This is a genomic window from Enterocloster alcoholdehydrogenati, assembly GCF_013282095.1.
Classification (GTDB): Bacteria; Bacillota; Clostridia; order Lachnospirales; family Lachnospiraceae; genus Enterocloster; species Enterocloster alcoholdehydrogenati.
Genome location: NZ_BLTJ01000019.1, coordinates 1 through 20,364 on the forward strand (window position 1 = coordinate 1; position 20,364 = coordinate 20,364).

24 protein-coding genes and 2 pseudogenes are annotated in these 20,364 nt (G+C 52.7%); 1 reads left to right on the plus strand and 25 read right to left on the minus strand.

Features of this window, described 5'->3' with window-relative positions:
- Window positions 1–683: relaxase/mobilization nuclease domain-containing protein (locus tag HW447_RS16420; protein ID WP_176256173.1), on the minus strand; the 683-nt coding region annotated here is incomplete at its 3' end.
- Between the two features lie 270 nt (window positions 684–953).
- Here HW447_RS16420 and HW447_RS16425 point away from each other — a divergent pair.
- A complete protein-coding gene (locus HW447_RS16425) occupies window positions 954–2,321 on the plus strand; it encodes an ApeA N-terminal domain 1-containing protein (RefSeq protein WP_176256150.1) in 1,368 nt (455 codons plus the stop codon).
- Between the two features lie 61 nt (window positions 2,322–2,382).
- Here HW447_RS16425 and HW447_RS16430 read toward each other — a convergent pair whose 3' ends face one another.
- The 24 genes and pseudogenes from HW447_RS16430 to HW447_RS16545 form a co-directional block, all read right to left on the minus strand.
- The gene (locus HW447_RS16430) at window positions 2,383–2,730 is read right to left on the minus strand and encodes a plasmid mobilization protein (RefSeq protein WP_176256151.1); all 348 of its coding nucleotides are present in this window, start codon (window positions 2,728–2,730) and stop codon (window positions 2,383–2,385) included.
- Window positions 2,727–2,897 (minus strand): DUF4316 domain-containing protein, encoded by a 171-nt coding sequence (locus HW447_RS16435; RefSeq protein ID WP_005933602.1) that lies wholly within the window; start codon window positions 2,895–2,897, stop codon window positions 2,727–2,729. The genes HW447_RS16430 and HW447_RS16435 overlap by 4 nt, the downstream gene beginning before the upstream one ends.
- Before the next feature lie 10 nt (window positions 2,898–2,907).
- Entirely contained in the window at window positions 2,908–3,507 is a 600-nt protein-coding gene (locus HW447_RS16440) for a defense against restriction DarA-related protein (protein ID WP_176256152.1), read from the minus strand.
- Window positions 3,508–3,670: 163 nt separating this feature from the next.
- Window positions 3,671–4,039 (minus strand): cysteine-rich VLP domain-containing protein, encoded by a 369-nt coding sequence (locus HW447_RS16445; protein WP_176256153.1) that lies wholly within the window; start codon window positions 4,037–4,039, stop codon window positions 3,671–3,673.
- A gap of 4 nt (window positions 4,040–4,043) precedes the next feature.
- Window positions 4,044–4,220, minus strand: a complete 177-nt coding sequence (locus HW447_RS16450) for a hypothetical protein (RefSeq protein ID WP_176256154.1) — start codon at window positions 4,218–4,220, stop codon at window positions 4,044–4,046.
- A complete protein-coding gene (locus HW447_RS16455) occupies window positions 4,217–4,957 on the minus strand; it encodes a DUF4366 domain-containing protein (protein ID WP_176256155.1) in 741 nt (246 codons plus the stop codon). Before HW447_RS16455 ends, HW447_RS16450 begins: the two co-directional genes overlap by 4 nt.
- Window positions 4,958–5,094: 137 nt before the next feature.
- Window positions 5,095–5,322: pseudogene (locus HW447_RS16460) on the minus strand (DUF4315 family protein); the annotation flags it as partial.
- Window positions 5,323–5,335: 13 nt separating this feature from the next.
- The gene (locus HW447_RS16465) at window positions 5,336–7,036 is read right to left on the minus strand and encodes a C40 family peptidase (RefSeq protein WP_176256156.1); all 1,701 of its coding nucleotides are present in this window, start codon (window positions 7,034–7,036) and stop codon (window positions 5,336–5,338) included.
- Window positions 7,017–9,386 carry a VirB4-like conjugal transfer ATPase, CD1110 family gene (locus HW447_RS16470; protein WP_176256157.1) on the minus strand — a complete coding sequence of 790 codons (2,370 nt, stop codon included), beginning with the start codon at window positions 9,384–9,386 and terminating at the stop codon, window positions 7,017–7,019. The genes HW447_RS16465 and HW447_RS16470 overlap by 20 nt, the downstream gene beginning before the upstream one ends.
- Complete coding sequence (locus HW447_RS16475) at window positions 9,334–9,729, minus strand: PrgI family protein (protein ID WP_015560022.1); 396 nt, start codon at window positions 9,727–9,729, stop codon at window positions 9,334–9,336. Before HW447_RS16475 ends, HW447_RS16470 begins: the two co-directional genes overlap by 53 nt.
- Window positions 9,717–10,316 (minus strand): MT-A70 family methyltransferase, encoded by a 600-nt coding sequence (locus tag HW447_RS16480; RefSeq protein ID WP_176256158.1) that lies wholly within the window; start codon window positions 10,314–10,316, stop codon window positions 9,717–9,719. Before HW447_RS16480 ends, HW447_RS16475 begins: the two co-directional genes overlap by 13 nt.
- Window positions 10,313–10,903: a site-specific DNA-methyltransferase gene (locus HW447_RS16485; RefSeq protein WP_330589244.1), complete on the minus strand. Its 591-nt coding sequence runs from the start codon at window positions 10,901–10,903 to the stop codon at window positions 10,313–10,315. Before HW447_RS16485 ends, HW447_RS16480 begins: the two co-directional genes overlap by 4 nt.
- Window positions 10,904–11,095: 192 nt before the next feature.
- On the minus strand, window positions 11,096–11,545 hold the full coding sequence (locus HW447_RS16490) for a septation protein SpoVG family protein (protein WP_235389181.1): 450 nt from the start codon (window positions 11,543–11,545) through the stop codon (window positions 11,096–11,098).
- 152 nt (window positions 11,546–11,697) lie between these two features.
- A complete protein-coding gene (locus HW447_RS16495; RefSeq protein ID WP_176256159.1) occupies window positions 11,698–12,564 on the minus strand; it encodes a VirB6/TrbL-like conjugal transfer protein, CD1112 family in 867 nt (288 codons plus the stop codon).
- Window positions 12,565–12,573: 9 nt separating this feature from the next.
- Window positions 12,574–12,654 (minus strand): annotated as a pseudogene (locus HW447_RS16500) (Maff2 family mobile element protein); the annotation flags it as partial.
- A 90-nt stretch (window positions 12,655–12,744) separates the two neighbouring features.
- Window positions 12,745–14,415 carry a recombinase family protein gene (locus tag HW447_RS16505; RefSeq protein WP_176256160.1) on the minus strand — a complete coding sequence of 557 codons (1,671 nt, stop codon included), beginning with the start codon at window positions 14,413–14,415 and terminating at the stop codon, window positions 12,745–12,747.
- Entirely contained in the window at window positions 14,416–14,613 is a 198-nt protein-coding gene (locus HW447_RS16510; protein WP_117633600.1) for a hypothetical protein, read from the minus strand. It abuts the gene before it with no gap.
- A 241-nt stretch (window positions 14,614–14,854) separates the two neighbouring features.
- Window positions 14,855–16,192: a virulence-associated E family protein gene (locus tag HW447_RS16515; RefSeq protein WP_176256174.1), complete on the minus strand. Its 1,338-nt coding sequence runs from the start codon at window positions 16,190–16,192 to the stop codon at window positions 14,855–14,857.
- Window positions 16,161–16,805 (minus strand): CHC2 zinc finger domain-containing protein, encoded by a 645-nt coding sequence (locus HW447_RS16520; protein ID WP_176256161.1) that lies wholly within the window; start codon window positions 16,803–16,805, stop codon window positions 16,161–16,163. Before HW447_RS16520 ends, HW447_RS16515 begins: the two co-directional genes overlap by 32 nt.
- Window positions 16,806–16,870: 65 nt before the next feature.
- Window positions 16,871–18,451, minus strand: coding sequence for a MobQ family relaxase (gene mobQ / locus HW447_RS16525; RefSeq protein ID WP_176256162.1), 1,581 nt, complete (start codon window positions 18,449–18,451; stop codon window positions 16,871–16,873).
- 198 nt (window positions 18,452–18,649) lie between these two features.
- Entirely contained in the window at window positions 18,650–19,144 is a 495-nt protein-coding gene (locus HW447_RS16530) for a tetratricopeptide repeat protein (protein WP_004462512.1), read from the minus strand.
- Between the two features lie 296 nt (window positions 19,145–19,440).
- A complete protein-coding gene (locus HW447_RS16535) occupies window positions 19,441–19,737 on the minus strand; it encodes a DUF3847 domain-containing protein (RefSeq protein WP_176256163.1) in 297 nt (98 codons plus the stop codon).
- Window positions 19,730–20,071, minus strand: coding sequence for a DeoR family transcriptional regulator (locus tag HW447_RS16540; protein WP_176256164.1), 342 nt, complete (start codon window positions 20,069–20,071; stop codon window positions 19,730–19,732). Before HW447_RS16540 ends, HW447_RS16535 begins: the two co-directional genes overlap by 8 nt.
- On the minus strand, window positions 20,068–20,256 hold the full coding sequence (locus HW447_RS16545; protein WP_003020302.1) for a hypothetical protein: 189 nt from the start codon (window positions 20,254–20,256) through the stop codon (window positions 20,068–20,070). The genes HW447_RS16540 and HW447_RS16545 overlap by 4 nt, the downstream gene beginning before the upstream one ends.
- Window positions 20,257–20,364: the final 108 nt, after the last annotated feature.

Genomic DNA, 20,364 nt, shown 5'->3' on the forward strand with positions numbered 1-20,364 from the left:
CCATCCCCGAGAGTGGATGCCCGCAGGCGGGTGGGCTTATCCTGTCCGGGAGCAAGAAAGGAGATCACACCGCCACGGCCATGCTTTACCAGAAAGCCGGACTCCTCCATGAGCCTCAGAAACGCCGAAAAATCGGCGGGCTGTTTTTGCAGAGCCTCCACGATGGCCAGCCGCACCCGCTGTTTTGCAGATGGCGGCTTTTCCCCAATCCACTGACCATAATGGAGATACCGGCCCTTGCTGTGCTGTTTTGGATTTTGGATCACGGAGAGGTCATGCTCAATACACACCCGGTCAGAGAGACGCCGCAGGGCAAAGCTGGAGCCGATAAAATTATGGAACTTCCGGGAGCAGTCAAAAGCCGTTGAATTAAAATAAATGTGATTGTGGAGGTGGCCCTTGTCTGTGTGGGTGCAGACAAAAAACTGATACTTTCCCTTCGTCCAGCGCATGGCCGTTTCATAGCCGATCTGGTTGGCCTCCTCCGCTGTCACTTCGCCGGGCGGAAACGCCTGCCGGATCTGAAAGAACAGAGCTCCACGCTCTACGGCCCGGCCTGTTTCCGCCTGGTACTGGCTCTTTACCAGCAGAAACTCAGCGGGAGCCGTGGCCGGATCGCAGAGGTATGAGGACAGGGCTCCCAGCTTTTTCGGATTAAGCCCATAGTCAAAGCGTTCCTCCATTGTCTGGACAGCGCCTTTCCCAGCCGCCACCTTGTAGGGCCGGATATAAGTTGTAGCCGTGAGCACACCTCCTTCCAAAAGAAAACGGCGGCTGTCTGTCCAGCCGCCGCAGGGGACTTCGGGACAAATTGTCACAAAGCGTTATCCTGTGATAAAACTCTTTAACGAGTAGTTGAGACTGTCCAGCTTGCCAGACCAGCCACCTCAGCTTGCGGTGGTTTATGTGACATGATATACTAAAAATAAATTATGCAAGGGAGGTTAAGTATTATGGCTAACAATATTATCTATGGAAAATTTCAACTTGATGACAAAGTGTATCCATTTTTCTTTGTCGATTATATAATCACCATTACACAAACTCCATATGAATTTAATAGTGATTTTGCTGATGTTTATCATTTCAATTATCTTAAAGGTGTCACTCACAACAATAAATATATATTCTTTTTAGACTGTGATATTGTCGGCGGCTCCCTTGCACAAATTAGCAGTAATCTGCAATTAGTGTGCAAAGGATATATCCTGTCTAATTCTTCAGCAGACTGTTATGATCGAATTGAATTTTCCTCATCTGCACTTAATGGCTTTTATTCTCCGCGCCGAGCGATTGGAATAGATCATGATGAGGTCCGTTTTGGTGCTCGAGGATTAACATTCAAAAACTATGAGGATACATCCCGGAATTTTTCATGTATAATAAATGGAGAACATATCGACTGTACTTTGGCCTTTCGTTCCTCCGTTACATTAAAGCCTGAAGATAGCAGCATTGGTTCTGTTAATACTACTCTTTCAATGAAATTTTCTGAACCAAAATCTATTACAAAATTAGCTCAATACTATCTTTATGTGCATGACTTTTTGGTGTTTGTTAATTTCAGAGCTGATGTTCCAATAGATAATGTGGACCTTTATGGAAAAGTAGAAAACGAGAAATATGCTAAGTTCGGTACAGCCCAGTTTTGTCAACACGACTGTAGTCAGTATTCTGCAGATAACCGCCGAAGTATTTCATATAATGATCTTCCAGGTGAATGTCTCCCTAATGTTTTTTCCATCATAGCAGAACGCAGAGAGCAAGACTGTTACAATCCTTTTTTTATCCCTTTAGATGGCAAGGATGCCCGGTATTTTGACAGTGCGAAATGGCTGATAACAGCGATTAGCTTTGAGGGTGAATTTAATCGAAGATACCCAGATTTCAAATACGAAACCGATGAGAAGTTCAAGATCACTAAAGATCTTCTGCTTAAAACCATTGATGATGCTATATTGGCATCTGGAGTTTCAATAAATAACAAGACCAATGCAGCCTTTAAGAGTTTTCGTAGCCTGGTTAGTCATACAGATACCACAATTAGAGAAAAATTTCAGTTCTGCATGAACAGGTATGTAAATGAAATTACCCCTTTAATTGAAAAATATGTTCGCATTGAGGGCGTTGATAAAGATACTGATTTTGCACAGGCATATGCAGATTATCGCAACAGCACTGCACACGGCTCAATTCCACCTATTTCTAAAACGGAGAAAATTACATTTCAGTTGATGAAGTGTTTTATCTATGTACTGGTTTTGGAGTACGGTGGAGTTCCATATGAAAAGATCAAGGAAATTCTCATCCGAATGTTTTAATTCAGTTCAACTATTCTACTTCATAACAATAGACGGAGGGGCAGATTGCTCCTCCGTCATTTCACAGCTCCACCAATGCGGAGAGCTTTTTCAGCAGCTCGGACAGCGGCCCCCACAGGGCGGCATAGTCCCGTTGCAGAGCGGCGATCTCCTCGGGATAAATCCCGCCGTAGGTGTTGGCTTGGATTGCCACTTGATTGAGGTTGTTTGAGCACCGTCGCTGGAGCGATACCAGCTCCCGGACGGGCGAGAGGTCAACATGGAGCACATAGCCATTGAGGGCCATTTTCCGCATATAGGCCCCCATATTGCGGATGCCCGCCTCGGCCATGCGCTGTTGAATAAGGGCCTGCTCCTCCTCGGACACCATCACATGGAGATGGATCGGGCGGTGGCGTTTCTTTGTCATCGTTCCTCCCGTTCCCGGCTCCGGCGCTTGTGGGGCGGTTCCTTAACCTTATCCAGTTCCTTTTCCTCCGGGGGCGGGGCCTGGTTATTGAGAACACCATCCAGCATATTGTAATTGTGCTCGGTGGCGATCTCTGCACTTTTCATCGGGTTATATCTTTCTTCCATACAAATCCTCCTATCGGTCGCCCCGGTCGGGGGCCTTTTTCTTATGAACAGGATCGCCCCGGCTGGCCTCGGCCAGAGCCCCGGCCTCCTTCATCTGCCGGGCAATCGAAAGGGGCCTGTCCTCACTTTTCTGGGATAATTCAGAAATAACGGGGGCAGGACGGAGCTCATAGTCGGACGCCTCCTTTTCGGTCAGCGGCCTCGTATAAGTCAGATGCCCCCATGCCAGAAATGCGCCGCCCTCCACCGGGATGCGGCGGTCATAGTTGACGATCTCATCCGGGGCATTGTGGGGCGGTTTTGGGAATGTCCCGATGTCCACTGGCCGCTGGGTAGAATAATACTTGTAAAGGCCGGGGGCCTCGGTCTGCACGATCTCCACATGGTAAAGCCGTTGGTAGTCCTTTACCCGGTCTGAAAAATCCTGTTCCATAGCGGACAGATCATTGCCGTAATGCCCCCATTCATACTGCCGCTGGCCGTCCTTATCATCGTAACAGGCCCATGTGACATAGGGGGATGGGGCTGTGGGATGATGCCCCAGCGCAAAGCCCCTGCCATTTTCCAGCATCACAGCCTTCAAAATGGAATAGCCTTGATTTTTGTCCATAGTACCTCCTTCCAGAAAGCGAGGACTTCGGGACAAATTGTCCCAAAGCTCCGCAGTATAGATGTTGACAGCATTTGAGCCAAACCGGGGCAGGACATAGAAACATACGGCCCACCCCGGAAACGGCCCGAAAAAACCTTGCTACAAGCGGTTTTTTGGGGGCTTAATTGTCAACAGATGCACCCCGCTTTTTCCGCATATATTCCCGTTGCTGGCGGCGGTGGGCTTTCTTCGCACAGGCCGCCGAACAGTACGCCTGCCGCCTGTCGGGGGCAACGGCCCCGCCGCAGACAGGGCAGACCTTAAAATCCGGCCTTGGTCCCTCGTTCATAAGGGACGCTTCCATCGCCGGATCAAGGGGTAGGACGGACTCCCGGAAATAGCGGCAGTATGATCCCGTCCAGCATTTACCCAGCATATAGCAGTCGCTGTCCAGCGGCAGGCATCCGTATTCCCGGTCATAGTTGGCGCACCATGTTACCACAAGAGAGCGGATCGCTGTTTTTTCCTTGTGTGTCAGTTCACGGGACAATCCATCACCTCCCGCCAGCCGGGGTCTTCAAAAGCTCCTTGTAGCAGGACACGCATCCGATGCCCCGCCAGTAAGAACAGCCGTAGCAGGCCGAGCCCCGGGGCGGCTTTCTCACAGCCGGAGCCTGGGGACGGGGTTTTTCTTTCATCATTCGTTCAAAGGGACTGCTGGTAAAATTCATCTGATTTCCTCCTTTTCTTCGGCTTCGTCCTCCTCGGCCCACGGGGGGCCGTCATCTTCAAACTCGTCATCGTCCGGGTACTCCCCGCCATCGTCCTCCTCGGGCTGGTCAGCCTGCTGGTGTTTCGGACGGTAAATCTTGAAATACCATGCGGCCCCGCCGCCGATGCCCATGACAGCCAGCACCAAAAGGAGCATCCCGGCGTTGCCCGGGTTCTCGGGTTCGGGCTCAGGCTCCGGGGCAGGCTCGGGCTCCGGCTCTGCGCCTACGCATTTCCCCATATTGACAGAGCATACCGGGCAGTCAGTATTGACAGCCCCCGCCGCACATTTCTCCGGACAGGAGCAGACCGCCTGTTCCACGCCAGCGGCCTCGGCTGCGGCCAGCAGATCCCCCTCATCCACAACGCTGAAAAAGTAGGTTTCATACTGTTCGCCTTCCTCGTCCACAGGCTTGTCATAATCAATGACAATGTAAAAGGTATTGCCGCCGCTGGTCTGGACGGTAATAAACTGCTTGTTGGTGTGCTCGTCATAGAGCAGATCACGGGTTACAAGGTTTCCTTCCTCAGAAAAGCCCTCGCCCGGCGTAATAGTCGGCTCCGGGGCCGGGGGTTCCATTGTGGGATCGCCATAGTCCTCGCCCTCGCCGCCTGCGTAGGCATAGGCGGGAACGCTAAAACCGCATAACAAAACAGCGGCACAAAGCGCCGCTGTCAAAACTCGAAACCGTTTCATATTCAGTTTTCCTCCTTTTCCTTCGTCTGCACAAACTCCGCTTGAGCTCCTTCGTCGGCGTTGCCGCCGAAATCCGCCCGCTCCGTTGTGTCTCCTCTCCCCACAAAGTCATCCGACTTTGCGGGGGCCCCATGTGTGGACTTCGGGACACTTTGTCCCAAAGCTCCGCCGCCTTTCAGCTTTTCAAACAACAGGGGCAGCTCCGCAAGGGGGATGCTCATGCCACGCACGATGTCCACAATCTCGCTGTTTTCCACCTCCAGCTTTTTCTGCTCCAGCTCCTTGAGCCGGGCCTGCTGTTCGCTGATTTTGGCCTTGACCTTATCAATCTCGGCCTGGATTTTCATGCTTTTTGCTGTTGCCATAAATGACCTCCAATCATGGTAAACGCCCGTAGGCGTAAAAATGAGACTGCCAGTAGCTTGTATTTAAGTTTGCGTATCCGATGGGGTCGCCACAGTGGAGCATCCTCCCATCGCCTACATAAATCCCACAGTGGCTCACGCCCGGGGTATCATAGGTTCCCTTGAAAAACACAAGGTCGCCGGGCCTTGGGGAGCTGGTCGGGGTGCAGATGTTGTAAAGCCCCTGCGCCCCAAGGCGGCCCACATTCCAGCCGGAATGATTGATCACCCATGACACATAGCCGGAGCAGTCAAAAGATGTAGACGGGCTGGAGCCGCCCCACACATAGGGATAGCCGATGTATTTCTCTGCCTCCGAGAAAATAGCGGCGAATGTTTCATCGTCCAGATATTCCCCCGGCACCTCATAATCCACAGGCGGCTTGGTGTATTTGTCCACATACCCGGACTCCGGGAACAGGTCGGGACGGTTGCCGAGGGTGGACATATAGATGGAGTACCGGGACATCTGTTCTTCGCTCAACAGAGAAACAGGCAGGTGGGACAGGTTTTTGTTTTCCAGCGTCACATAGCAGATGTACCACGAATAGGGTTCATCGTCGCTGTCATAGCGTGTCTCCACCTCCACACGCTCCGTCAGAATATACTGGCGGTCAAAGAGCATTTGCAGGGAGCTCTCCACCTGTGAAAGCGTCCATTCCCCCTCATGGAGCGCCGACAGCAGGGAAATGAGCACATAGGGATCGTGTTCAATCTCGTCCAGATCGAAGTGGTATTCGTCATAATCGTGGGTGCTTTCGTAAGTATCAAGGTAGGTTTGCAGTTCTGTCTCCAGCCCGGCATAAGCCGCCTCCGCCCCTAAAATCGTCTCATCCTCAGAGGGGTAAGTGGTGGCTCCCAGCGCCCCGGCTCCAGCGTTGCCGATGGACACCAGCGAGGACGAACAGGACTGGAGCAGGACGATCACAAAGACACAGGCCAGTGCCAGCAGGCATCCGACTGGATGGTGCTTCACAAACCCGGCGGCCCGGGCTGTCAGCTTTTCCGTGGCGGCGGCTGTTTTTCCGGCGGCTTTGGTTCCCTGTTTTGCGGCCTCCTTCGCCCGCTTCTGGTATTGCCTTCTAAGCCGCTGTTTCTGCCAGTACCGTGTAAAATAGTTTTGGGAAAGTTCCGGGTGCTCCTGTGCGGCGGTGTGGAAATGATAATCCGCCGCCGCTTTCTGATACCTGGCCTCAGCCCGGCTGGCCGCCCTTGTCGGATGCTCCCGGACTTTGCGCTTTACAAACCGGGAGCCATGCCGCAGGACAACCTCCCCGGCAAGCTCCGAGCGGTGGGCTCCTTCGGTTCCTACATTTTCCTGCTCCACCTCGTAGAGCTTGCCATGCACAAAGCCGTGAACGCCCCATCCGGCGGCCCCCGCCGCCTTACGGATCGGGCCTTTTTGTTTGGGCGGCTTCTGCTTTGCCAGTTTTTCCCTGGCGGCCTCCCGTTTTTTGCCCCGCTTTTCCATGCGGAGCTTGGATGCCGCCGCCTGTTCCTGCTGGCTTTTCTGCCGGAATTTTGACTTTGGGACACTTTGTCCCGAAGTGCCAGCCGCCCCGGGCTCCTGTTCAGAGCCAGCCCCAAAAGCAGAGCCCTCGGGCTCGGCAGCCCCGTTTCCGGGTTCGGTATGCGTTTGGGCCTCCGGGCGTGGTTTATTCGGTTTTCGCTTCATTCTTCATATCCTCCGGTCGGGTGGTTAAGAGGTCATAGATTTCCCCCTTCGGGAACCGATCCACAAACGGGATGGTCACATTCCCGTAAAACAGCAGGCCCTCGCCGGAATTAGAGTGGGTAATGTAGGAAAGCTGGTGCTCGGAAATACCAAGCTGTCTTGCCAAAATCGCCCGGTCACTCTGCGCCTGCGAGAGCAAAATCATAAAGTCGGTGTTATCCAGAATGTTCTCGATCTCCCGGCTGGCCAGAAGGTCTTTCACATTCTGCGTGAGGGCGCTGGGAACGCAGCCTTTCTTTCTCAGCATTTTCCACACCGCCACAAAATAGCTGGCGGTCAGCGGATCACGGAGCAGGACATGGAACTCATCGAAATAGCACCATGTCGCCACACCCTCCCGGAAGTTGGTATCTACCGCCTGGGACACAAATTCATTTGTGATGTGCATGGCGATCTTGCGGAGGTTTTCTCCCATGTTTTTCAGCACGATACACACCACCCGGCTGTCGGTTTTCACATTCGTGGGATGGTTAAACAGGTTGAGGGAGCCGGTGCAGTAGAGCTCAAGGGCAGTTGCCACACGCCGGGCCTCGGGCTCCGGCTGTTTCAAAAGCTCCTCGTACAAGTCCTGCAAAAGCGGGGTTTTTCCCGTATCAAGCCCAAGGGCCTGTTCCCGGTACACCAGCCGCACACAGCGGTCAACAACTGTCTTTTCGATGGGCTGTAAGCCTTCCTTTCCGCCTACCACCAGCTCGCACAGGGAAAGCAGGAAATCCGCCTTCATGGAAAGAGGGCTCTCCCCGGCGGCCATGTTGAGCTCCACATCCATCGGGTTTAGGTGGTGGGGGCTGTCCGGGGCAATCTCGATCACCTGTCCGCCCAGCCTGCGAACCAGCGGGGCATATTCGCCCATCGGATCAACAATGATAATCCGATCCTGGGGAATGGTCAGAAAGACATTGAGCAGTTCCCGCTTTGCCGCAAAGGATTTTCCCGAGCCCGTAGAGCCGAGGTACATTCCGTTGGCCGACTTCAGCTTTTTGCGGTCAGCCATAATGACATTGTGGGAAAGGGCGTTCATGCCATAGTAGAGGGCCTGCCCGTCCATCCGCAGCTCCCTTGTCATAAAGGGGATGAAAATTGCCGTGGAGCTGGTTGTCATACCACGCTGGATCTCCACTTCGTTGTAGCCGAGGGCCAGCGAGGACACAAAGCCCTGCTCCTGTTGCCAGTCCAGCCGCTTGAGGGCGCAGTTGTATTTCTGTGCGATGCCGCCCACGGTAAACACATCATTTTCCAGCCGCTGGCGGGTAGGGGCCATATTGACTACCGTAAAAGTCAAAAGGAACATCCTTTCGTTACGGGACTGGAGGTCGGCAAGGAGCTCCGCCGCATCCTTGGAAAAGGTAATGAGGTCGGGCGGGAGAATGTCGGGATCGTACCCGGCCCGGACAGCCTTCCGCTGTTCCTCCACTTTCATTTTCCCGATGTCGGAGATTTTTCCCTTGATGGTTTTGATAGCCTTTAGCTGATCCACCGTCTGGATATGGAGGGTTACGGTCATTTCCGCATCCAGCTCCAGAATTTCTGCCAGCAGTTTATCCGAGAGCTCAGACGCTAAAATCTGCAAGTAGGAAACAGCGCCCCAATACTGGCCCACCCGGAACAGGCGGGAGTGCCGGAAGTCAAAGCTGTCCGGGGCGATATAGTCCTTGGTGCCGAGCCCCGTCTGCGGGATGTCCTTCCATGAAAAGCGGAACGGTTCCCGGTTGCCCGGATGCATCTGGCTGTGAAGCAGGGCCAGCCTTGCCCGCCCGTCCATCGGTTCACAGGGAACGCCCAGCCGCTTAAAGTTGCCCATCACATCGGCCTCCACACGCTCCAGACGGGGCCGGGCCTCCACGATCCCTCCGGCTGGGATGCCGAAAGTAATGTACTTGGAGCGTTCAATCCCGTTGTTAGACCGGGCGATCTGATTTTTCAGCATCCCGGTAAATTCCTCCCGGACGCTGTTAAAATCATCATCCGCCTGGGGAATGTTTACCTTATAGCGGCTCCGGGAGTGGGAGCGGCGGTTGATAAAGGAAAGCTGGAACGGCAGGGAGCTGTCAAAGTAGTTGAGGAATGAGCTCCAGCCGCCAAAGATTGCAGTCTGATCCTCGGTGGATGCCACGGAATAATTGATGTCCTCATATTCTACTGTCTTTGTGTAGAGCCCGCCGGGGAGCTTGCATACCCCGTCCGTGTGCATCGCCACATAGGGGATCGTCTGCTGGGCGGACAGGGCCGCCCGGTTTTTAGCCTTTGCGGTTTTTCTTCCGCTGGTTGGATTTGCCTTTCGCAATCGCATCCTCCTTTCTCACAGCGCCCCGCCCGGCAAAGGGGGCGTAAATGTTTTGTGTCTGATAGGGCCTGACTCCGGGACGCAGAAACCGGGCCCGTATGATGTTTTTCAGCACCTTTTCCGCCGGAAGCCCGTCTTTTTCATACATGGCCAGAAGAAACGCCGGGAGCATCACGGCCAGCATAAGGAACATGGCCCCGGTATTGCCGATAGAGCCCCGGGCCAGCAGATAGGACGGGATGCCTACCGCCGCCGCACAGCCAAAACAGATGAGCTGGCGCTTGGTAAGGTTTAGGGCCATTTTGGTTTTTACTTTTGACAGGTCGTTGGGTACATTCACATAGGGCATGGATCAGCCTCCTTTCCGGCCCCTTTAACCTCGGGACACTTTGTCCCAAAGTCCGGGATCGTGCTTTTCACTTCATTTCCCCACACCTCCCAGCCGGGCTGGGACTGTCTGGCAAAGAGCTCCACCCGGGGCAGGTCGCCCATAAGGGCTACGATCTTTTCCCGGGCCTCGTCCGGCTTTTTGCTGTGGGCTTCAATCGGGGAAATGATAAACTGATGGATATTTGCCGCCTGCCGTTTGGGATGTCCTCTGGTAGCCAGCAGGCAGATCTCGGCGTTTCCCCTCGTCCAGAAGCCAAGGCCATAAAACCAACTGTCCGCCTTTTTATTCTTTTTCAGCCAGACAAAGGCCACGGACTTATAGCGAAAGCCCCACGCTTCTATGAGCCGCAGGGCCGCCGGAAGCTGGGGGAAAGTCGCCCACAAAAAAAGTGCGCTGTCCGGGGCGGCCAGATCAGCCACCGGGAGCGCACACAGCTCGTCAATCCCCATTGTGGGGTAATGGTTTTCTGCCGCCCCCTGTACCTTACTGCGCTGGTACTGCCAAGGGGGATCGGCATAAATGATAGAATAGTTTCCGATAATCATACTCCTTTCTGCCCGGCTTTGACCGCCTCATCAGCCAGCCGGATGCGCTCACTGGCGGCGGCGTAAAAGGCCGGGGCGGTTTCAAAGCATACAAAGCGGCGGCCCGTATTGAGGGCGGCAACGGCGGTTGTGCCGCTCCCGGCGCAGATGTCTGCCACCACCTCCCCGGGCCGGGTGTAGGTCTTAATGAGATATTCGCACAGCTCCACGGGCTTCTGCGTAGGGTGGACGGTGCGCTGTACGGAAGAAAAGGCCAGCAGGTTTCCGGGGAAACGAAGGCCATCCTCTGATCCACTGCTGGAACGCAGGAATTTTCCATAGTTGGGGCTGTTGTCCCCTGTCCGGGAAATTTTCTTATAGGGCTTGCCCTGTTCAAACTGCGGATCGTAATAGGGCAATTTTTGATAAAACACCAGAATGTTTTCTGTCCGCTTTAGGGGAGCCCGCCTTGCGTTGAGAAAGCCAGTACACCTGCTTTTGTACCACACCCATTCATAGCGGAGCATAGAGAGGTTGGATGCCCCCAGCACCTTATCATAGGGGCATTGTGCGAAAAACAGCACTGCGCCATCCGGCTTGACACCCACTTGACCGCCTCCCACAGCTCCGGGAGCGGGAGCGGCACATCCCAAAAGTTCCGGGTAGTGCCATAGGGCGGATCGGTAAGGAGCATATCAACCGAGTGCCTCGGCAAAGAGCGCAGCCCTTCAATCCCGTCCATCAAAAACAGCCCCTCCGGGCAGGCTGGAGACTTCGGGACAATTTGTCTCGAGGTCACATCACCTGTCATCCCGGGCCTCCTTCTTTTTTGCCGGGGCGGTTCGGGCGGCATTTTCCTTCCCGGCCTCCCTTGCGGCCTGTGCCATCTGCTCCTTGATCGGGGTGGGGCGGACTGCCTCGGCCCGGGCGATGAGCTTTTCCACCGCTGAATGGTATGCCTGGGCTCCCGCCGCATTGAGCCGCTCCTGGGTGGCCCGGTCATTGATCCGCACCGTGGAGCGGTAGCCCGTCCTGCTGGTGGGATCGGGTTTGCTGGGAGCCCCGAGGAAAATCCCGTTCTTACCATCCACCACCTTGAAATCGTCAATCACTACACCGCCATAGTTGACGCTGGCAAAGCCGATGAGCTTGCCCTGGGGCTCAATCGGGCGAACCGTGACTTCGATGGGAACAGCGGCCTCCTGCAAAATTGCGTCCGTCCGCAGCTTAACCGCCTCGTCCACCGTCACGCCTTTTACCTCGGCCAGCTCCGCAATCGGCGCATCGAACAGCCAGCGCCGCTCCTCGGCGGCGATCTGTTCCGGGGTTAATATGACATCCTTATCCAAAATTGTTTCCTCCTTTCCCGACCTCGGGACAAATTGTCCCGAAGTCCGTCCGTTTAATGCGCCCCGAAGATGCGCTGGGCGATGCCGCCTGTCTTAAACAGCATGAAGCACAGAAGAACCGTATAGCCTACGGTTCCCCATATCGCTCCAATCGGATCGCCGCCTGTGGCGATGCCCTGGATGAGCACCGCATAGATCGCAACACAGACCAGTATGAGCATCCCTTGAAAGCCCACGGCGAACAGGGATTTTAGGTAGTTCTGCCCTGTGCCGCCCAGCTCCCGGTTGGAAAGCGTGGCAACGGGGAGAGGGGCCAGACTGGTCATTAAATATATTTCAATCATTCTTCCGTACACCAGAACGAAAATGATAATCCCCATGATCTGCATGGTCAGCCCGATCACAGAGGACTGGAGCCACAGGCCAAGGAGCGGCCCCAAGTCCATGCCCTCCAGCGTGGTTTCCAGCTCCGCCAGCATATCCGGCGTAATGTCAGTGGAGCCTTGGATGAGCCCCGCCGCATCCGCAATCACGCTCTGCGACACATCGAACACCGCCATGACAATATCAAAGGTGTTGGAAAGAATGAGGATGGCACAAGCGGTCTTGAATACCCATTTGTAGATATTCGCCACATCAAACTCGTGCATATTGTTCTTTTCCAAAAGCATCTGTATCAGCTCGTAGGTGGCAACAAAGGTCAGCACCAATCCGGCAATCGGCAGGATTACCGTTTCGGAAAGCTGGCGGATAAGGGAGAAAACCCCGGCGTTCCAGTCCGCCGGGGTAGTCCCTACCTGTACCGCAATCTCTCCGACTTTGGCATTGACGGTATCAAAGAGCCCTTCGAGGTTCCCCATGATGCCGCTGATCAACAGCTCTTTCAGCCAGTTCGTGAGCCAGTCGGTGAGAAAATCCATAAGCCCTCCTTAGAATAAGCCAGACAACAGGGGGATCAGCGTAGTTCCCAAAAGGATGATGCCGCCGCCCGCCATGAGCTGTTTTATCCCCAATTAGGTGTAAAACTCTGCTCGATGGCGGGCGGCGGCATACAAAAAATCTATATGGTGTTTTTAAGAGAACCGTCCCGGCGGGACAGGTCAGGCAGTGACCTGTTCCACCTCTGGGATGGGTTTGAGATTAAAATGAATTTCAATAGAAATGTGTCTTGTTTTATCCTCGTCAATGCGTTCATGCACGACGATTTCTTTGATTAAGCGGTTGAGGGTGTCTGCATCCAGCTCTGTGATGTTGGCGTATTCCTGAATGACTTCCACCCACTGCTTTGCGTCATTGGCAAGCTGGACTTCATCGGACAGCCGCTTCCTGCCCTCGGACACTTTTGCTTTAAGCTCCGTCTGCTCGGTCTGTGTCTTTTCCAGCATAGTGTTGAAATTCTGCTCACTGATACGCCCTGCAATCATATCCTCATAAAGCCGCATGACCATTTTGTCCAGAACCTCAATCCGTTCCTCGTCCCTTGTAAGGGAGCGTTCCATTGCTTCCCGCTGTTCCCGCTGCTCAGCTTCGCAGGTATTGGTCAGGCGGTCGGCAACCGCTTCCCCGTCCATCAGGGCGGCTCTGGCACATTCCCGGATTTTCCGCAGCACATGGCTGTAAAGGATGTCATAATCAATCCGGTGCTGGGTGCAGTGGTTCTTTCCAAAGGCATTGTAGGTCTTGCAGGAGTAAATCTGCTGGGGATGTTTTGCGTTGGTGTAGCGTACCGTCAGAGATTTCCCACACTCGCCGCATTTTATCAATCCGGCAAACAGGCTGATTTCATTGGTCTGTCCCGGACGCTGGCGGGATTTCAGCTTGTTCTGCACAATGTCAAAGCTCATGCGGTCAATCAGCGGTTCATGCTGTCCCTCCACCACAATCCAGTCCTCCGGCTTCTTCTCCCGGATTGTACCGATTTTGAAACGGTAGTCCTTTTTCTGGGAAGCAATCGCCCCAGTGTAGACCGGGTTAATCAAAAGGTCTTTGATAACGGAGAAGTCCCACATATACCGCCCGTTTTCCGGGTCTTTCTTTTCCCATTTGGTGCGGATATTGCGAAGCCCCCGTTCCCGGTTCCACCATGTGGGGCAGGGTATTTTTTCTTCCTCCAGCCGTCTGCGGATATAGTTGGGACCATGACCGTTTAGGGCATACCCAAAAATCAGCCGTACAATCGGGGCGGTTTCCTCGTCAATGAGCAGATGGTTTCTGTCCTCCGGGTCTTTCCGATACCCAAAGGGGGCAAGACACCCGGTAAACTGTCCTTTCTGTGCTTTCAGAAGATAAGAGGAATGGACTTTCTTGGAAATATCCTTGCTGTACATCTCGTTCAGGATATTCTTGAACGGGGCAATGTCATTGTTATCCCGCAGGGTGTCGATACCGTCATTCATGGCGATATAGCGGACGCCGTTTCTTGGGAAAAAGTCCTCAATCAAATGCCCGGTTTGCAGATAGTTACGCCCCAGTCGGCTGAGGTCTTTCGTGATGACAAGGTTGATTTGCCTGCGCTCAATGGCTCTCAACATTCTCTGTAAATCAGGACGCTCCATATTAAGACCTGTGAAGCCATCGTCCTGATAGACTGCCACAACCTCCCATCCCTGCTTTTCGCAGTATTTTTCCAGCATATCACGCTGGTTTGCGATACTGGCACTTTCGCCTTGCAGGTCATCGTCCTTTGACAGCCTGCAATAGACCGCTGCACGATAGCCCCCGGCAAGTACCTTTCCGATTGTTCTGTATTCCATTTCGTTCATCATAGCCATTTACCCACACAATCCAGACGGTATCTGGCTCTTTTGAACCTCATCTGCATTATACTCCATATCTTTCTTTTTGGCAAGATATTCTTTTGTATTTGTCTTTCCGTATTTCTGGGAAATCAGGCTGACGAATACATCGGTTGCGTCCAGTTCCCCGTCAAACACAGTAGTCACATGAATCTCTGTTTTGTTTTTTGCCATAGGCAGTTATCCTCCATACATGAAAATAGCCAGACAGAGGGTGTCGGCAACGAAGTCCGGCAACGGGCTTCAAAAGACCTTGCAAACAATCTCAATCTGACGATGGTTACTATTTATACTTTTCTTTTATTTTTCTGTTGTTTTGGTTGTCATAGGGGAGAAAAGCCCGCAGTTATGGGGTTTTCCCCGGCAACCGGCTCGGCAACGGGATAGCAACAGGGGATGCAACGGGCTGTCATTTTCAGAATGGAAGCTCCATCTGTTCTGTGACCTCCACAAAACCGTCCATCGTTTTTTCAGACGGGTTGCATAAGTCCGTTGCCGGGGTTTCACGCTCCCAGCCCTTTTGTCTGCCATATTCGGAAAACATTCTTGGGTTCGGGAAGTACCGCCAGCGGTCAATGCACTGGTTCATAATCTCGTTGATTTCCCGGATTTCCCATTGCTTCGGCTCGTCAAAGGCATGGTTCAAGGCTTCCTTGTAGAGCTGCTTGGAGCAGACCATGCTCCCGGTGTACTTATCAAGATACGCCTGTATCATCCCGGCTTTGGTGTCCTCCGGCATAAAATCCCGCTGGTGTTCTTTGAGATACCGCTGCATGGCGGGGCTGAAAGCCAGCTTGAACCTGCCGCTTCGGTAAATCTCCATCGCTTCCGCCCACATCTGCTCGATATAGGCTCTGGAAGCAGCTTCGTCCTCCAAAATGTGAACCTCGGCTTGCTCCGGGTACACCATGACGGGGATAAAGCGGCGGTTGCCGGAACGGTCAAGGGGCAGGAAGTCAAGGGCATTGGAAGTGCCGCCAAACACGCACTGACGGGGGCGGTCTGCCGGGTGGGTTTCATAGGGTATCTTGTAAACCTCTTTCTGCCGGCTTAAAAATGACTTGATTTCCTCAATGCTCTTGGCGTTGGCGGTTGCCATCATTTCCGACATTTCGATAATCCAGTGACCTTGCAGCTTGCGGTACACATTGTCATCGTCCAGCTTCCGCAAATCATCGGAGAACCACTCGTCCCGGACTGCCAGCAGACGGAAGAAGGTGGACTTGCCAGCCCCCTGACCGCCGACCAGACAGAGCATGATTTCAAACTTGCACCCCGGCTGAAAGGCTCGTGAGATTGCACCCAGCAGGAACAGCTTCAACGCTTCATAGGTGTAATCGTCTGCGTCAGCCCCCAGAAAGTGCCGCAGGCAGAAACGGATTCGTTCTGTCCCGTCCCACACAAGGGTATTGAGATAGTCCCGGATGGGATGGTACTTGTTTTCATTCGCCACAATCCCGATGGCGTTATCAATCTTTTTCTCATTGGTAAGCCCGTAGGTTTCTTCCAGATAAAGAAGCAGATACTTCATGTCCGTATCATTCAGGGCGGTGCTTTCCCTTTGAAAGCCGATGGGCTTTATGATGTCCTTGCGGTCGGTCAGGATGTTGTATGCGATAGCCCCGGAAAGCAGCGGGTCACGCTGGAATACGGTCAGGCAGTTCCGTATGCTCTGACGGACAGCGCCTTTCTCGGTAGTTTCCAGCCCCGCCTTGATTTCCTCAATGTTCTGGGGTGGCTGCATAGCGTTCATGGTGTTTTTTAGTTCTTGCTGCGTCTGCGGCTGCAAGCTCTGCCATTCGTTGTTCAAGCTGTATCACATCCTTTCCGTAGTCCGTAATCAAAGCCGCTTTTTCCTCTGTCTCCCCGAACAGCAGCACATCCAGCAGATATTCCACTTGGTCATGCTTCTGTAAAGCTTCCACAAACCGGGGATGAACGGCTTCCTCCGGGGAGTGCGGGACATAATCCTTTCTCCATGCCCTAAGCAGGTGGAGATAATCGGCAAGGATACGGAAGCAGCGGCTCTTTGCTTCCTGAAACTGTTCCTCCGGGGATTTCTGCCGGGGCTTGGGCTTTTTTACCTTTCCCGGCGGTTTCCAGTCCTCATAGGAAATTCCAAAGTCCTGTGCCAGTTGTACGGCGGCTTCTTTCTTTCCCAGCCCATACAGGACGGCGGTAAAATCAATCACATCCCCATCCGCACCGCAGCCGAAGCAGTGGTAACGCCGATCCAGCTTCATGCTTGGGGTTTTATCGTTATGGAACGGGCAACAAGCCATCCCGTTCCGACCTACACGGATTCCATAATGCTCCGCAGCCTGTCTTGTTGTAACGGACTGCTTCACAGCTTCAAATACATTCAAATCTATCCCTCCTTAAAAATAAGAAAAGCACCTGACATTCTCTGATTGAAAATGGCAAGTGCCTGTTAAAGTTCCATATCCTGTTGTTTGTGTTTCGTCTGTGCCGGGACAGTTCTTTGTGCTTTTTTCTCGTCTGCCTTATCCTGCAAGACTTCTTTGATGGGCTGCTTCTTGGGCGGCTCTTTGCTTTCCTCTGTGCCGGGTGTGGCTTTCCGTACCCAGTAGCGGATGTCCCGCAGCTTCTTCAAATCCTCTTGTACCTCGGTCAGTGGTACTTTCAGCTCTGCGATTTCTTCCAGAAGTTTTTCCTGCTCCTCTTGCAGCTCCTTTTGGGTACTGTCCTTATCGTCTGGGTGCTTGGCAAGGTAGGCGGCGGCTTTCGCATACCGGGCAACCTCCGGGTGTTCCTGTTTGAATTTCTCCTTTGTTTTCTTAAAAAATATCTTCTGGTACTTCTCATAGACAGGCTTACATTCCTTGCAGTCTGTCTGGCTGGCAAGAATCCCGTCAATCACTTTGCTGCGGGCTTCCTTTGGCTTCATCTGATTGCGGTAATCTGCGGCTGATTTCCCGGAAGATTCCAGAAACGCTTCTAAGTCCTCCACAGTGGAAAGCCCCTTTTGCCGAAGATAGGACAGGGCTTCGCTGACTGCCTTTAAGTCCTGTGAAGTCCCCCGGTTCTGTCCAGCCCTTGTCCAGTCCTTCCGTTCTTCCTTTCGTATCTCCATGTACTTCATCAGCAGATTGGGAAGAAGTGTCGCTTCCTCCGCCGCCTTTTGTGCAAGCAGCTCTTTCCGTTTTTCTCCCAGCTCGGTAATCCAGCCTTTGAGGTTTTGGATAAGCTGCCGGATGGACTTCATCAGATTGTTGGCAGCTCTGATTTCCCGGTTCAGGTTGCCGATATTCGTCTGGATACCCCGCTTTTCCATCTGCCGGACAGCAGCCCCCTCATGGACAGTGGGAACTATATCAAGCCCCTGTCTGGCATAGGAACGCAAGTCCACACGCTCCGGGCGGTCATTGGCTTCCAGATAGCGGTTCTGGATGACCTCCCATTCATGCCGCCAGATTTCACAATACTTCTGGTCGTTCCAGTCCACCGTATCCTCCTTGTGGCTTTTCCACCTGCCAGATGGCAGCTTTATCCGTTCCCCGTTCTCGTCAAGGTCATAAACCTTGCGGCTCTTGGAAAGCCATTTCCCATGTTCGTCCATTGCCCGCATGGTCAGCAGGACATGGGCGTGGGGATTGTGTCCCGGCGGGTGGGGGTCATGGATGGCAAAGTCAGCAATCATGCCTTTGGAAACAAACTGCTGCTCACAAAACTCCCGTACAAGGACAGCGTACTGGTCAGGCGGTATCTCTCTGGGGATGGTAAGCACCCACCGCCTTGCAAGCTGGGAGTTCCATTGCTTCTCCACCGCTTCGGCGGCGTTCCATAAAGTATTGCGGTCTGCATACGACCGTGGGGCGTTTGCCGGAAGCAGGATTTCATTGTGGACGATACCACGCTTTTCCGGATAGTGCTTCACTTCCTGGTCATATTCACAGAACAGCTTTTCGCCGCTCTGGTAGGCAGCGGCGGCAACCGCAGACTGCTGTTGGCTTCGCTGCACAATAGATATTTCATTGTGCGGACAGGGCATTTCGTATCACTCCTTTCGGTAATCGGTGGATGGGGTGGCGTTTTGCCACCTCATTTTGGGCAGAAAAAAAGCAGGCAACCTTTTTCAGATTTCCTGCTTGGTGTGCCGCTGTGTGGGCGGCGGGTATTTAGTTGTAAAAGTTCGGGGCAAGTTGACCCGATGTGAAGCTGATAAACTTGAACTGTGTTATCTTAATCTTCACTCAATGTTTTCAACATGAGTTCTTAAATAATCAAAATATTTTTTGCCATCATCATTACCGTCCTCGTCAGGCTCAAATATCTCCCTTCCTTCAAACATATAGGCTCTAAGCAAATATTCTGTGGCGTTTTTTTCGTCCCCTATTTCTAAACAACATTCACCTAATCGAAGCATAACAAACGGATTTCCATATCCCTCGCCGCTCAAATTCCCCCTTGCTTTGTCAAAGCATTCGTGTGCTTTTTCGTATTGTTTCTTTTGAAAATAAATATCGCCAATGGCAGCTAAAAACCATATGGTTTCACTGTAAAATTGCTGTGGCTCTGGGATTAGGCTAAGAGCTTCTTTCCATGCTTGTATAGCTTCCTCATATTGTTCTTCTTCCTCAAACTGATTGCCTTTTTGGGCTAATTCATCTAACTTAGTTTTTATTTGTGGTGTTAGTTCATCAATAGCCACTTCTTCATTTTTCTTCTTTGAAAACAGTCCCATAATATACCTCCGTGAAATTTCGATTTGTTGTCATCTTCATTATACTTCATCGATTATCGAAAAGATAGCATATTTTATGAAACTTGTCGGCTGGGAACAGCTTACAGCGCAAGGTGTCCCCAGATGGCAAGTCCACAAAAGGGTAGCTGGCGGCAGCCAGCGCAGGGGAAGCGTAGCGTCCCCTGTATGATTTGGAGCAGACCTTGACTGCGGAAAATCACAGCCCTCCGGCGAGGAGCCTTCGGAGAACGCAATGCACCAACCTCTGGGTGGTGTATAATTGCGCCCTTAGTAAACTAAGGGGTTTCCGGCTTCTCCCGTTCCAGCAGTTTTTTCAATAGTTCCTGCGTGTCCTGCCTGTGAAAAATGAGTTTCAACAACAGCATGACATCATCATCTGTCAGGCGTTCCGGCTCTTGCAGAAAACTTTCCAGCATACCGCCACGGGTACAGAGCCGGTGCGTCCGTTCCTTTCGGGTAAGCTGCTTTAACTGGTACTGCAATGCCTTTTCATCATTGATGGCTTTCCGCAGTTTCTTTTCGCTTTTCTCCAGCTCCCGGTTTAGCTTTTCCAGCTTTGAGGTATCAGGCAAGGGCAGCGTCCTCCTTTCCCGGTATCAGCACATAAATCCTGTTTGGTTCTCCAACGCCCTGACGCACCCGCATGATAAGTCCGGCGATTTCCAGTTCATTCAATGAACGTTTGACCGTCATGGGACTGCGGGACAGGACTGCGGCAATGGCTGTGACAGGGAAGCAGACAAACAGGATTCCGTTCTCGTCCTCCTGCCCATTGGAGAGCATAGCGTCCAGCATCCGGCAGTACATGACCTTTGCGGTGCTGCTGACTGGAAACCCTGTCAACGCTCTTGGAAAAGCCATACAGGGCGGCAATGGTGTGTCTATCGTCATAAATTCAAAATTCATTCGGTGTGTTCCTCCTTTTTCTTTGCTCGTTTGGATAAATAACGGGGGCAGTCAATCACAACCGCCCGGAAGCTCTGCTTGCACCCATGCTGGCATTTCCGGCATAATTCGTTGTAAGTGACACGCCCCCGGTCATTGAGGTAAAAAGAAAGCTCCTGTTTCCTCTTTTTGCTCATTCTCGGCATATTGCGCTTCCTCCCGTTTTCGTGTATGGTTTCGGGGCGATTTTCGGCAAAATTACAGCCATAGAGCCGCCTAAAATCTCCCGAAGTATCAGCGATAGGGTAGACTAT

Bases quoted from the DNA above. Each gene is read 5' to 3' on its own strand.
- HW447_RS16425 (WP_176256150.1), top strand. From the start codon at position 954: ATGGCTAACAATATTATCTATGGAAAATTTCAACTTGATGACAAAGTG.
- HW447_RS16430 (WP_176256151.1), bottom strand. From the start codon at position 2,730: ATGACAAAGAAACGCCACCGCCCGATCCATCTCCATGTGATGGTGTCC.
- HW447_RS16435 (WP_005933602.1), bottom strand. From the start codon at position 2,897: ATGGAAGAAAGATATAACCCGATGAAAAGTGCAGAGATCGCCACCGAG.
- HW447_RS16440 (WP_176256152.1), bottom strand. From the start codon at position 3,507: ATGGACAAAAATCAAGGCTATTCCATTTTGAAGGCTGTGATGCTGGAA.
- HW447_RS16450 (WP_176256154.1), bottom strand. From the start codon at position 4,220: ATGAATTTTACCAGCAGTCCCTTTGAACGAATGATGAAAGAAAAACCC.
- HW447_RS16455 (WP_176256155.1), bottom strand. From the start codon at position 4,957: ATGAAACGGTTTCGAGTTTTGACAGCGGCGCTTTGTGCCGCTGTTTTG.
- HW447_RS16465 (WP_176256156.1), bottom strand. From the start codon at position 7,036: ATGAAGCGAAAACCGAATAAACCACGCCCGGAGGCCCAAACGCATACC.
- HW447_RS16470 (WP_176256157.1), bottom strand. From the start codon at position 9,386: ATGCGATTGCGAAAGGCAAATCCAACCAGCGGAAGAAAAACCGCAAAG.
- HW447_RS16475 (WP_015560022.1), bottom strand. From the start codon at position 9,729: ATGCCCTATGTGAATGTACCCAACGACCTGTCAAAAGTAAAAACCAAA.
- HW447_RS16480 (WP_176256158.1), bottom strand. From the start codon at position 10,316: ATGATTATCGGAAACTATTCTATCATTTATGCCGATCCCCCTTGGCAG.
- HW447_RS16495 (WP_176256159.1), bottom strand. From the start codon at position 12,564: ATGGATTTTCTCACCGACTGGCTCACGAACTGGCTGAAAGAGCTGTTG.
- HW447_RS16505 (WP_176256160.1), bottom strand. From the start codon at position 14,415: ATGGCTATGATGAACGAAATGGAATACAGAACAATCGGAAAGGTACTT.
- HW447_RS16510 (WP_117633600.1), bottom strand. From the start codon at position 14,613: ATGGCAAAAAACAAAACAGAGATTCATGTGACTACTGTGTTTGACGGG.
- HW447_RS16515 (WP_176256174.1), bottom strand. From the start codon at position 16,192: ATGAACGCTATGCAGCCACCCCAGAACATTGAGGAAATCAAGGCGGGG.
- mobQ (WP_176256162.1), bottom strand. From the start codon at position 18,451: ATGCCCTGTCCGCACAATGAAATATCTATTGTGCAGCGAAGCCAACAG.
- HW447_RS16530 (WP_004462512.1), bottom strand. From the start codon at position 19,144: ATGGGACTGTTTTCAAAGAAGAAAAATGAAGAAGTGGCTATTGATGAA.
- HW447_RS16540 (WP_176256164.1), bottom strand. From the start codon at position 20,071: ATGAATTTTGAATTTATGACGATAGACACACCATTGCCGCCCTGTATG.
- HW447_RS16545 (WP_003020302.1), bottom strand. From the start codon at position 20,256: ATGCCGAGAATGAGCAAAAAGAGGAAACAGGAGCTTTCTTTTTACCTC.